Annotated in this window: 10 protein-coding genes and 1 pseudogene; 6 read left to right on the top strand and 5 right to left on the bottom strand. The window is 39.0% G+C overall.

Features of this window, described 5'->3' with window-relative positions:
- Positions 1-111: 111 nt before the first annotated feature.
- The 3 genes from xdhA to xdhC are packed head-to-tail and all read left to right on the top strand — an operon-like array spanning position 112 to position 4,865.
- Entirely contained in the window at positions 112-1,644 is a 1,533-nt protein-coding gene (xdhA, locus tag V6256_RS01125; RefSeq protein ID WP_341596145.1) for a xanthine dehydrogenase small subunit, read from the top strand.
- Complete coding sequence (gene xdhB / locus V6256_RS01120; RefSeq protein ID WP_341596144.1) at positions 1,631-3,985, top strand: xanthine dehydrogenase molybdopterin binding subunit; 2,355 nt, start codon at positions 1,631-1,633, stop codon at positions 3,983-3,985. The genes xdhA and xdhB overlap by 14 nt, the downstream gene beginning before the upstream one ends.
- A complete protein-coding gene (gene xdhC / locus V6256_RS01115; protein WP_341596143.1) occupies positions 3,978-4,865 on the top strand; it encodes a xanthine dehydrogenase accessory protein XdhC in 888 nt (295 codons plus the stop codon). Before xdhB ends, xdhC begins: the two co-directional genes overlap by 8 nt.
- A gap of 760 nt (positions 4,866-5,625) precedes the next feature.
- Here xdhC and V6256_RS16400 read toward each other — a convergent pair.
- The 4 genes and pseudogenes from V6256_RS16400 to V6256_RS01100 all read right to left on the bottom strand — a co-directional run.
- Positions 5,626-5,724, bottom strand: a pseudogene (locus tag V6256_RS16400) (helix-turn-helix domain-containing protein); the annotation flags it as partial.
- Between the two features lie 345 nt (positions 5,725-6,069).
- A complete protein-coding gene (locus tag V6256_RS01110) occupies positions 6,070-6,996 on the bottom strand; it encodes an ABC transporter permease (RefSeq protein WP_341596142.1) in 927 nt (308 codons plus the stop codon).
- Positions 6,997-7,018: 22 nt separating this feature from the next.
- Positions 7,019-8,089 (bottom strand): ABC transporter permease, encoded by a 1,071-nt coding sequence (locus V6256_RS01105; protein ID WP_341596141.1) that lies wholly within the window; start codon positions 8,087-8,089, stop codon positions 7,019-7,021.
- The gene (locus V6256_RS01100; protein WP_341596140.1) at positions 8,082-9,644 is read right to left on the bottom strand and encodes an ABC transporter ATP-binding protein; all 1,563 of its coding nucleotides are present in this window, start codon (positions 9,642-9,644) and stop codon (positions 8,082-8,084) included. The genes V6256_RS01105 and V6256_RS01100 overlap by 8 nt, the downstream gene beginning before the upstream one ends.
- 405 nt (positions 9,645-10,049) lie before the next feature.
- Between V6256_RS01100 and uraD the strand changes: the two genes are divergently transcribed.
- The 3 genes from uraD (at position 10,050) to V6256_RS01085 (ending at position 12,004) form a co-directional block, all read left to right on the top strand.
- Positions 10,050-10,550, top strand: coding sequence for a 2-oxo-4-hydroxy-4-carboxy-5-ureidoimidazoline decarboxylase (uraD, locus tag V6256_RS01095; RefSeq protein WP_341596139.1), 501 nt, complete (start codon positions 10,050-10,052; stop codon positions 10,548-10,550).
- On the top strand, positions 10,547-10,909 hold the full coding sequence (uraH, locus tag V6256_RS01090) for a hydroxyisourate hydrolase (protein ID WP_341596138.1): 363 nt from the start codon (positions 10,547-10,549) through the stop codon (positions 10,907-10,909). Before uraD ends, uraH begins: the two co-directional genes overlap by 4 nt.
- Positions 10,910-11,104: 195 nt before the next feature.
- Positions 11,105-12,004: a homocysteine S-methyltransferase family protein gene (locus V6256_RS01085; protein ID WP_341596137.1), complete on the top strand. Its 900-nt coding sequence runs from the start codon at positions 11,105-11,107 to the stop codon at positions 12,002-12,004.
- Between the two features lie 146 nt (positions 12,005-12,150).
- Here V6256_RS01085 and V6256_RS01080 read toward each other — a convergent pair whose 3' ends face one another.
- Positions 12,151-13,116, bottom strand: a complete 966-nt coding sequence (locus V6256_RS01080) for an ABC transporter permease (RefSeq protein WP_341596136.1) — start codon at positions 13,114-13,116, stop codon at positions 12,151-12,153.
- Positions 13,117-13,118: the final 2 nt, after the last annotated feature.

Raw genomic sequence — 13,118 nt, 5'->3', positions numbered from 1 at the left:
AGCAAGAACTTGACCAATTGGTCAAAAGCGGATTAACTATTTTGTTATAGACTGACAGAAAATAAGTTAATCCCTGATATATAAAGGATTGCATTATAAAGAGAGGTTTACGTGATTCAGTTTTTATTAAATAACGAAATGATTCAGTTGACAAAGTTTGTGCCAAATATGAGCATTTTGGACTGGTTACGCACCAATATGGGGAAAGTGGGTAGCAAAGAAGGGTGTGCTACAGGTGATTGTGGAGCTTGTACCGTGGTCATTGGCGATTTAATTAATGGCCAATGGCACTATAAAAGCATTAATGGTTGTTTGATGTTACTAGGTAACTTGCATGGTAAGCACTTACTTACTGTTGAAGCATTAACCACAAAACCGAATCCAAGCCTGGAACAGTTGCACCCTGTCCAAAGAGCAATGGTTGAGTGTCATGGCTCACAATGTGGCTTTTGTACACCGGGTTTTATTATGAGCTTATTTGCTTTATATATGAGTCATAAAAGTTATCCTGGAAGAGAGGCTGTCATCCAAGCTTTGGGCGGAAACCTTTGTCGTTGTACTGGTTACGAACCGATTTTAAAAGCTGCTGAAAAATGTTTTAGCTACCCTGATAATGATCAATCTAATATTGCCCATAAAGATCATCGCTTTAGCCAGCAAGTAGCGGTGTTAACAACAAATTTAGAAAAAGCATTAGCAGATAATGAGATACCTACGGTTAGCCTTGATGGAGAAAACCAACAATTTTATTTACCACAAAGTTTAAAGCAATTATGTGAATTGAAAGCGAATAATCCGCAGGCACAATTTGTTGCGGGCGCAACTGACTTATCAGTTGAGTTCAGCCAACTTATTAATCAGAAGCAACAGTTAATTTCTGTTCGTTATTGTAGTGAATTAATGGTATTTGAAGAGAGTGAGCAAGGGCTAGAAATTGGCGCTGCTTTACCCTACAGTGAATTTATAGATAAATTTTGTCATATTTACCCAGAAGCCCATGAGCTTTTTGAACGTTTAGGTTCATTACAAGTAAGAAATGCGGGTTCTCTAGGCGGCAGTATTGCGAATGCTTCTCCTATTGGAGATCCTGCTCCGTTATTGATTGCACTCGATGCACAACTAAAATTACAAAGCATACGTGGTGAACGTTTAATTCCTATCGATGAGTTCTTTTTAGATTATCGCAAAGCCCAGCTTGCTGAAGATGAAGTGATTGTTTCCATTCATGTCCCTAAGCGACAAGAGACGTTTAAATTAAGTTGTCATAAAATCTCTAAACGTATTGAAGATGATATTTCAGCGGTTTGTTTAGTACTAAGTTATCAGCTTGAAAATGAAAAAATGCAACAGGTCAAATGTGCGATGGGTGGAATGGCTGCAACTCCAGCCTTAGCTAAGAATGTCGCTGCAGCATTAAATGGACAAGCCTTTAATTTAGACACGTTACAAACGGCAGCAAGTAAAATTGCAGAAGACTTTCAGCCTCTATCAGATGTTCGTGCTAGCTCAACCTATCGTTTACAGGTCACCAAAAACTTATTTGATCGAATCTGGTACCAAAGCGCTGGTCAGATTCAATCGTTATCTGTGAATCTTCAATCAACTTCAGCTATTCAAACAAGGATTAATCATGCGTCACTTTAAAACAGATAAATTAGACAAAAATAAAAGTAATGCTATTGGTCAATCTTTTATTCATGAAAGCGCGATTAAGCAAGTTACAGGTAAAGCGGTTTATATAGATGATAGAGCGGAAGAAGCACACAGCTTACATGCTTATCCTGTGCTATCAACGATCAGTAGCGGTAAAGTGTTAAGTATTGATACATCAGAAGCTTTAGCAATAGCTGGTGTTATTGATATTTATAGTGCCAAAGATATACCAGGTAAAAATGATATTAGTCCTGTCTTTACTGGTGATATTTTATTAGCTGAGGAGATTATTTCATATCATAGTCAGCCTATTTTATTAGTGGTCGCGAACAGTTATCAAACGGCACGGATCGCTGCTCGTAAAGTCAAAATTGAATATGAAAAAAGCGCTGCAATATTAGATATCAAAGAAGCGATTAAACAAGAAAGCTGGGTACGTCCACCACATGCTTTAAATCGTGGCGATGCACAACAGGCAATCAAAGCAGCTAAACATACTGTTGATGGTGAATTAGATATCGGCGGTCAAGAGCATTTCTATTTAGAAGGACAAATCAGTATCGCTTCGCCAACTGAAGATGGTGGGATGTTTATTCAAACATCATCTCAACACCCTAGTGAAGTACAGCATTTAGTGGCTAAAGTATTGAAACAACCCTTTAATTACGTGACGGTTGAAATGCGTAGAATGGGCGGTGCATTTGGTGGTAAAGAAACACAAGCTGCACCTTGGGCTTGTTTAGCTGCCTTAGCCGCTTTCCATACGGGCAGAAGCGTTAAAGTACGTTTAGCACGTGGTGATGACTTTAAAAGCACAGGTAAGCGTCATCCTTTTTATAATACTTACCAAGTAGGTTTTGATGATGATGGCTTAATTGAAGGGGTTGATATTAACATTAATGGCTATTGCGGACATTCAGCAGATCTTTCAGATGCGATAGTTGATCGTGCGTTATTTCATGCTGACAATGCTTATTATTACCCATCAGCTCATATTAACGGAAATCGCTGTAGAACCAATACTGTTAGTAATACTGCTTACCGAGGATTTGGTGGTCCGCAAGGTATGATCATGGCTGAAAAAATAATGGATGATATTGCCTATGCTTTAGGGAAAGACCCATTAGAAATACGTAAGCTCAATTTATACCGCCCAGGGCGTGATCTCACCCCTTATAAACAGAAAATAGAGCAATTTATTTTAAAAGATATGATTGCCCAAATGGAGCAAGAAGGTGATTATTGGGCACGTAAGGCAGCGATTAAAGCGTTCAATAAAAGCTCTCCTATTATTAAGAAAGGCTTGTCACTTACCCCTGTTAAGTTTGGTATTTCATTTACCGTGCAGCATTTAAATCAAGCTGGCGCATTATTAGTTATTTATGCCGATGGTTCAGTGCATGTTAACCATGGTGGCACAGAGATGGGGCAAGGTTTAAACACTAAAATAGCACAAATTGTAGCGCAGGCTTTATCGATTGATATGCAACATGTATTAGTCAATGCAACACGTACCGATAAAGTACCAAATACATCGCCTACTGCCGCATCAAGTGGTACTGACCTTAATGGTATGGCTGCATTTAATGCCGCAACGACCATCAAAGAGCGATTGTTTGAGTTTGCTAGCGCACATTTCGATGTGAGCACTGAAGGTATGTTGTTAGAAAATAATAAGTTGATACACGAAAAAGGTGAAATTAGCTTTCCTGAGTTAATTAACCTGGCTTATTTAAATCGTATTTCATTATCTACTACTGGTTTCTATAGCACTCCTGAAATCTACTACAACCGTGATAAAGCGGAAGGGCATCCTTTCTTTTATTTTGCCTACGGTCTTGCATTAAGTGAGGTAGAGGTTGATTTATTAACCGGGGAAAACACATTAACACGTGTGGATATTTTACATGATGTGGGTAATTCAATTAATCCAGCCTTAGATATTGGGCAAATTGAAGGGGCATTTATTCAAGGTATGGGCTGGTTAACTACGGAAGATTTAAGTTGGAATAAAGAGGGGGTGTTAGCAAGTAATGCTCCTGCAACTTATAAAATTCCTGCGATTGGTGACACTCCTGCACAATTTAATGTCAAACTTTATGATTCACAAAACCCAGCAACAACAGTATTTAAATCTAAAGCCGTTGGTGAGCCGCCATTTATGTTAGGTATCAGTGTTTGGAGTGCGATTCGTAATGCTTTAGCCAGTATCACTGATTATCAATATGCACCAAACTTGAATACACCAGCGACAGCAGAGCGTGTATTAAATGCAGTAGAAGTGGCGAAACAGTGGTCCGAAAGTGCAAAAAAAGGGGCTAATAATGCTTAATTCCTCTACTCAAGGTTTGCACTCTCATAGTTGGCTTCAAGCGGCTATTGAGTTAGATAATAGTGCTGAAAATTATGTGTTAATTACTGTTTTAAGTACTGCTGGTTCAGCACCTCGAGGTAGCGGTACAAAAATGGTCGTTAGTGAGCAAAATATTTATGCGACTATTGGTGGTGGGCATTTAGAGTTTAAAGCGATTAAATATGCTAGAGATCTTATTGCTAAAGGTGAAACCTGTCAGTTGGTAGAGAATTTTCAGTTAGGTGCAAGTCTAGGGCAATGTTGTGGTGGGCAAGTGATGGTCTTATTTGAAGTGTTTATAAGCGATCAAGTCACCTTGGATATTTATGGTGCGGGGCATGTAGCGCAAGCATTAGTGCCTATTTTAGCGCAATTGCCGATGAAAGTACGTTGGATAGATAGCCGCTCAAGACTATTTCCTAAAAATATTCCAGCGAACGTTAAAAAAGTGATTGATGAAGATCCTGTTGAGCAAGTGAAACAAGCAGCAAATAATACGGCTTCTCTGATTCTTACACATAACCACCAGCTAGACTTTGCATTATGCAAAGCGATTTTAAAACAAAATAAGTCGCTTTGGTTGGGGGTGATTGGCTCTGATACTAAAGCTAAAAAATTCCAATATCGCTTAAGTCAACGTGGTTTTTCTGACAAGCAAATTGAGAAGATGGTTTGTCCTGTTGGCTTATCTGAAGTCTCAGGAAAACTCCCAATGGAAGTTGCTATTTCAATAGCAGGTCAGCTGGTGGGGCTCTATCAAAGTTTAGAAAATAAAGCCTCAGCACCAAAAGGTAAACAATGGCAGGAATTACAAAGTAATTTAGTGCAGTTGAGAACAGAACAAGGAAAAGTAGGTTAGCTATTTTTGTTTATTAACTTCGTTTGAGAGCGCTCTGTCATTTCTGGTTCCCATGTTTTGCGTGGGAGCATTCAGGCAACCACTGCCATGCTAACTTCCAATTTATTCCAAGATACGACATGAAAAGCAACAATTTATACCAATCTGTAAAATTCACTGGTCAGTTTCATCCAATCCCTAAAGCACATACTTTTCACCCTTTGAGACCTTTGCTTAGATAGATACTAACTATAGTGGTCTAATGATCTCGGACACCATTTAATTAACGTTAGGTCTACTCACTTTCAGGAGCCTTGCTTTGACTTTGGGGCGGTGGGCGAATTAAGCGGCAGCTTAGTATCATGAGCGGAGGAGCTTTGCGACTTCTTTTTTCAGCCTCCTTTGTAGATGCAATGAACAAAAGAGCACACTTTGCTCGTTACCTTATCGCATTTTTCTTCGATGATTTTTGTTTTCGATCTCGGGGCGGTGGCTTTAGCCTCCCTTGTAGATGTAGTCAATAAAACAAAGCACTTCGCTGTTTATCTTGTTGCATTTTACTTAGGTGATGTTTGTTTTGGTTTTGTACTTTGATGCAAGCAGGGAGACTAAAGTCACCGCCCCGGGGGAGTTTAATGTTTCTGCTTTAACGCAAGCAGGGAGACTAAAGTCACCGCCCCAGGGGAAGTTTAATGTTTCTGCTTTAATGCAAGCAGGGAGACTAACGTCAACGCCCCGAAGCGAAAGTCAATACTACTCCGCTTAGATAGATACTCACCTATTTATTAACGCTAGGTCTACTCACTTTTAGGAACTGAGCAATTTGGGTTCGTGAATGGCCATCTTGAAAACGTGCTAAAGCCAGTAAACGCATTTTCATTTGTAATGAAGTTTGCTTACGGGAAAATACTTTAAAATCTGTCTTTTTTATATTCTCTATCTTGAGTTACTTTAATCGCAATAGATAAATCAATTAGATCATATTTTTACTTAGATTGGTATTAGATAGAAAGCACAATTCCCATACCATTACTTTTAATATTTTTAAGCTATAACTCGTTTGAGTTGTTAGTGAGAGTAACGTAGTCAATAGTAAAAGTTCAATATGCTAATGACTCAGTAGGGTGGGGGAGTGTAGATAACCTAAATGAAAGCCAATAAAAAGCCGTTGTTACATTCATAACAACGGTTTAAAGATAAAGTAAGTATTAACTAACTTACTGGGTTAGTTGCTTCTATGCCATGGCTTACCTAATGACATTGGTTCAAACAGTTTTAATTTCTGCTTATCACGACTTAACATCACCAATACAACTAAGGTTGCTACATATGGCATCATTGCTAATAGGTTAGAAGAGATATCCCAATTTAATCCCTGAGCAACAAGATGCATAATACTTGCAAAACCAAATAGGTAAGCGCCTAACACAATACGTTCAATACGCCAGCTTGCAAATACAACTAAGGTTAATGCGATCCAGCCTTTTCCTGACACCATTCCCTCTGTCCACATCGGTGTATATGCAATAGATAAGTAAGCACCTGCTAACCCCGCCATAGCGCCACCAAAAGCAACACATAGGTAGCGGATTGTCATTACTGGTAAACCTAAGTTACTTGCAACCGCTGGGTCTTCACCCACAGCTCGAATCGATAACCCTTGACGGTGATAGCGGAAGAATAGGTAAGCAAGCACGACTAAAAGCCAACTTAAATAAACAATTGCATTTTGCGCAAACAAAGCTTTACCAATTAAAGGAATGTCTTGTAATTGAGAAACTGATAATGATGGTAAAACAGGAATTTGTTTTCCTTCGTAATCTGTTCCAAGGAAAGCTGATAAACCAGTTCCAAAGATAGTAAGTGCTAACCCCGCTGCAACTTGGTTGGCATTAAGTTGTAGGGTTATCACTGCAAATAAGAGCGACATAAGTACACCCACTAGCATTGCAAAAATAAAGCCTAAGACATAACTGTCAGTATGATACATTGCAATAAAGCCAGCGACGGCACCCATCAGCATCATGCCTTCTTGACCTAGGTTTAATACGCCACTTTTTTCACACACCATTTCACCCAAAGCAACTAATAAAAGTGGTGTGCCTGTCATGATCATCATGTATAAAATATTTGTTAGTAAATCAATATCCATTTTTAAACTTCCTTAAGGTACGTTATGCAGTGGCACGTTTGAAGGTGAATTGCACTCGATAACGAATTAATACATCACACGATAATAGGAAAAACAGAATCAAGCCTTGCAGTATGCCTGTTATAGCTCTTGGGAGCTCTAAGTTCATCTGTGAAAGTTCTCCGCCCATAAATAATAATGCGATTAATAAACCTGCTAATGTTATGCCAATAGGGTGTAAGCGGCCTAGGAAGGCAACAATAATGGCAGAGTAACCATAGCCTGGTGATATAGCTGGAATTAATTGTCCTGTTGTACCGGTAATGATCACTGAACCTGCTAATCCAGCAAGTGCACCTGATGCTAAAAACACCATTGCAGCTAATTTCTTTTGTTTAAATCCAGCCATATGAGCTGCCGGTTTATCTAACCCTAAAACTTTAATTTGAAAGCCTAAAAAAGTTTTACTCATAAATACCCAAACAGCTACTAGTGCCAGTAAAACAAGCAGTAAACCAATATGTAAACGTGTACCTTCAAACATCACGGGTAATAGTGTGCTATCTCCGAATAATGCGCTTTCAGGAAAGTTATAACCATATGGGTCTTTTAATGGCCCGTAAACTGCCCATAATAATGTATTAAGCGCAATGTAGTTCATCATGATGGTCACTAGAGTTTCATTACAGTTTAAACGAAGGTTTAAAAATGCAGAGATACCGGCACAGATCATGCCACCAACCATGCCGCCTAATAATGTTAAAGGAAGTGCTACCCAACTTGTTGAATCGACAAATTGCAAAGCGACCACCGAGCCCATAATAGCGCCTGCTAAAAGTTGCCCTTCAGCACCGATGTTCCATATTGCAGCGCGATAACAAAGAGCTAAACCGTAAGCACAAAGTAAAATGGGGATGGCGACTACCAATAACTCGGTAATACCATACCAATTAGCAATTGGACTAATGAAAAAAGTATAAAGTGCCTCTATCGGATCTTTTCCTAGCGCGGTGAATAAAAAGATACTGGTAATAACCGTTAGAAAAACAGCCAGTACAGGTGATAAATATCCCCATTTTTCAGATGCTTGAACGCGAGGTATTAATTTAATCATTGTGTGCTGCTCCTATTGTGCTATTTATTTGGGTTGATTCAGTATCAAAATCACCAGCCATCCATTGCCCTAGTTTTACGACGGGTAAATCTTCCGGAGGTAAAAAAGGTGAAATACTACCATCACAAATAGCCCCTAAACGATCACTTATTTTATATAGCTCATCTAAATCCTCTGAGACAATTAAAATGGCACAACCTGCATCTCTCAATGTTAAAATCGCTTCATGAATAGCAACTTGAGCACCTATGTCGACCCCCCAAGTGGGATGTGACATGATTAAAAACTGCGGATTTTGGTCTATCTCTCTTCCCACAATAAATTTTTGTAAGTTACCACCAGATAAACTCGCTGCGGTATTGTGATTACCTGGTGTTTTAACTTTATATTGTTTAATTATTTTATCGGCGAGTTCGACAATTTTTGATTTGATTAAAAAACCGTTTTTTACTAAACCTGAATCAAAACTAGTCAGCAACGCATTGTCACATAAATCCATATCAGGTACTGCACCACGGCCTAATCGATCCTCAGGTACAAAAGAAAGTCCTAATCGGCGGCGTTGTAAAGGATCTAACGAATCCACTGCCTGGTTAGTATTACCAAAGGTGATGGCAGTTGATTTAGGGTGAATATCTTCACCGGAAAGTGCTTTTAATAGCTCCTCTTGACCATTACCTGCAATGCCTGCGATACCTACTATCTCACCACGTTTTACTTCTAAGTTGATATTTTTCAGGGCAATATCAAATTGGCCTTTAGCAGTGGTAGATAAGTTATTAATACGCGCAAAAACATCACCGCCAACTGCACGTTGGCAGTCATTGTCGATGGCAATATCATCACCAACCATCATTCGAGCAATCGACTCAGAAGTTTCTTGTTTCGGGTTACAGTGGCCAGTAACTTTACCAGCGCGAAGAATAGTTGCACTGTCACATAGCTCTGTTACTTCATGTAATTTATGACTAATAAATAGGACTGAACAACCTTCACTTGTTAGTTGTTTTAAGGTTTTGAATAAGTTTTGAACTTCTTGAGGGGTTAGTACTGAGGTTGGTTCATCTAAAATAAGTAACTGTAAATTTAGTAGTAAACAGCGAACAATTTCTACACGTTGACGTTCACCTGTTGATAAGCTAGAAATGCGACGATCAGGGTCTAGCGGCATACCGTAACGTTCAGATGTCTTTTTGATCCTTGCTGCTAGGGTTTTCGTATTACCAGCTTGATCGCCCAATACTAATGCAATATTTTCAGTTACTGTTAAGGTTTCAAATAATGAAAAATGTTGAAAAACCATGCCAATACCTAACCCTCGAGCAACTGAAGGTTGGGAGATAGTCACTTGCTTACCATTCCAAGTAATGGTGCCTGCATCAGGTTTAACAACCCCATAAAGCATTTTCATTAAGGTGCTTTTTCCTGCCCCATTTTCACCTAATAATGCGTGGATTTCCCCATGTTTTATCTCTAAGAAAACCTGATCGTTAGCTATACAGCCAGGGTATGCTTTAGTGATCCCCTGCATCGCTAAACGTTTAACATTACTCATTAATTAGTCCTTTTTTATACGAATTGTTTGAACACGCTTCGTTTTCTTTATTCAAATATTTTTAACAATAAGAGCTCAGTTATTACTGTTTATTTGTAACCTGTCCAATTGGTCAAAGTTGGTATGATATTAGCAATAACCTTACCAGTTATAAAAAGATTGTACGGGATCAGAAAAAAAATGCCTTGTAAAAAAAGCTAATATCCTTGATTTTCAAACGATAAGTTAGCCAATATTAATTTTAAAAGGGGATTTTATGAGTAATCTGGTTATTATTAAAACAAACAGGTAAGCACCAAAAGTGGACATATTCTTTGGATATGCACCATCGAAGCGCTTAGCAAAATATTATGTTACCAATATTCATTCAACAATATTGATAATGAAAACTTAAAAGGAATTTTGATGAGTTTAGATAAGTTGAACAAAGCAACTGTTGAGCAAGCCTACGAAATTTTTGAAACATGTTGTTGTGCACCGAATTGGGTAGAGCAGATGATTGCTGCCCGTCCTTTTACAGAAGCTTCACAACTTTTAGAAACGTCTGAAAAATGTTTCGCACAGTTAAACCAACAAGACTATTTAGCCGCTTTTCTTGGCCATCCTCAAATAGGTGATTTGAATACGTTACATGAAAAGTATGCGAATACGTCTGGTACTGCCAGTAATGAGCAAGCTGGTATGTCTGAAGCTGATTCAGCTGTTCTTCAAGAAATGGTGCAATTAAATAGAGCTTATTTTGAAAAGTTTGGATTTATTTTTATTGTCTGCGCATCGGGTAAAAGTGCAGAAGAAATGTTGCAATTAATTAAACAGAGAATGCCCAATAGTTTTGAAGATGAAATGCAAATTGCTGGCAATGAACAAGCTAAAATAACAACAATACGTTTGGAGAAGTTATTATGAAAAATCCCCCAATCACAACCCATATCCTTAACACGGCATTAGGTAAACCTGCTACAGGCATTGACCTTGCTCTTTGGATACTTAAAGAGGGTGAGTGGACAAAGTTATCTTCTGCAGTAACAAATGAAGATGGCCGTATTGATGGTTGGAGTGAATCTGATTGGTTTGAAGATAAATCTGCAGAGCAACTTTTTGCAACCTATAAGCTGGTCTTTGAACTGGATAGTTATTGGGAAAAGCAAGGCATTGATGCTTTTTACCCTAGTGCCGAAATCTGCTTTAAAGTACAAGATACAAAGCATTACCACATCCCTTTATTGCTTTCACCGTTTGCTTATTCAACCTATAGAGGTAGCTAACAATTAAATATAATTGTTACTCATTGCTTTTTTATAGAAGATAGCCAGTGTCGTTTTACATTGGCTATTACATTTAAATTATCTGCGATTTATTCCCGCTACACTCCCGTCAATAAGTTGATCAAAATAATCATGCGGATTCACTATAGTTGTGTTTAAATACCGCCATTATTTTTAGATACATAGAAGTCTAGCATGAGAAATTTAACGGTATTAGATGGAGGAATGGGGCGAGAGCTTAAACGAATAGGCGCGCCTTTTTCTCAACCTCTTTGGAGTGCTCAAGCTCTTATTGAAGCACCACATTTTGTTGCTCAAGCGCATCAAGGTTTTATTGATGCCGGTGCTGAGCTTATCTCTGTGAATAGTTATGCCTGTGTTCCTTTTCACCTTGGTGAGTCGCTGTATAAGTCAAAGGGACATGCGTTAGCTAAACAAGCGGCGATGATTGCCAGTGAGGTAGCAAATAAAGCGCCTCAAAAGGTGCTTGTTGCTGGTTCTTTACCGCCTGCTTTTGGATCATACCGCCCAGACCTATTTGAGAAAGAGCGCGCTTTTGATATTTTAAATAACTTGTATAACGCACAAGATCAATTTGTAGATGTATGGTTAGCAGAGACTATTTCAAGCATTGAAGAAGCGAGTGTGATCGCTCAGGTTATGGAAGATTCTGCAAAGCCTTGTTATTACGCGTTTACATTAAGTGATGAGATAAAATCTGCTCCTAAATTACGTTCGGGTGAGTTAGTGACTGATGCCATTGCCATTTTACTGAGTAGAAAAATAGAAGGGATTTTGTTTAATTGCTCTATCCCTGAAGTTATTGAGCAAGCAATAGTTGAGACCCAAAGCTGCCTTAAAAAATACCCTAAAGAAATTTCAATTGGTGCATTTGCTAATAGTTTTACTCCTATTTTAGCTAATCATAAAGCAAATGAAGTGGTGCAAGGATCGCGAGATCTTTCTCCTGAAGAGTATCTCTCATTTGTAAAAAAATGGCATGCCCATGGGGCTAATGTAATAGGCGGGTGTTGTGGGATAACTCCCGAACATATTCAAGCGATTGCAGAGTGGAAAAAACAGCTCGAAGTTTAGTTTTTATAATGTCTCATTAAAGGCATTGTTAGCAAAAATACTGACAGCTCAAGACTCTACGTATATTTGCCCCTTTATTTATTCGTTAAAGACCATGAAAACCTAGCTCACGAAGCGTTACCAAGTGAACTAGGTTATTGTTTTTATTAACGTGATTTAATATAAGGTGTTCCCACCGCTTTAGGTCCTACTGCTCGCCCTATAAAGCCTGCCAGTAATAATACCGTTAAGACGTAAGGTAATATTTCAATCGCCTGTACTGGGATTTCACCAATAAATGGTAATTCAGCACCTTGTAGACGAATGGCCATGGCATCTAAGAAGCCAAAGAGCAGACAACCGAACAACACAGGAACAGGTTTCCATTTACCAAAGATGAGAGCAGCTAGTGCAATATAACCTTTACCTGCACTCATGTTAGGCACAAAGCCCGCGCTATGCGCCGTGGATAAATAAGCACCAGCTATGCCTGTTAATATACCTGCACAAATTAATGCTCGATAACGTAACCAAGCCACAGAAATACCCGCTGTATCAACGGCATGAGGATTTTCACCTGCTGCGCGTAAACGTAAACCAAAACGTGTTTTATAGACAACCCACCAACAGATAGGCACCAATAACAACGCGAAATAAACTAAAATATTGTGCCCTGATATGAGTTCGCTATACAGCAGACCTATTACCGGAATGTCGGCAACAGCGTCGGCACCTGGTAACGTGATTGAGGTGAAGCGTTGCGTTTCGGTTAAAGGAGGTGTTTGACCACCTAAACCAAACCAGTAACCGCCTAATGTCACTGTCAAACCAGCTGCGAGCATATTAATTGCCACACCTGAAACGATCTGATCGCCACGGTGAGTGATACAAGCAAATCCGTGCAATAAAGATAATAGCGTAGAGGTCGCCATTGCAGCGAATAGGCCAAACATGACCGAACCTGTGACAGAGGCGGTCGCAGCAGCGGCAAAGGCAGAGGCTAATATTTTACCTTCTAGGGCAATATTTACGATACCTGAACGTTCTGAAAATAATCCTGCCAATGCTGCAAGAATTAAAGGAGCAGAAACCCTTAGTGTTGCATCGAGTATTAAGATGATACTTTCATACATAA

The sequence above is a fragment of the Psychromonas aquatilis genome (assembly GCF_038155185.1).
GTDB classification, from domain to species: Bacteria; Pseudomonadota; Gammaproteobacteria; order Enterobacterales; family Psychromonadaceae; genus Psychromonas; species Psychromonas aquatilis.
The sequence above is the reverse complement of the archived record's forward strand: the minus strand, read 5'-3'. Positions and strand labels throughout refer to the sequence as shown.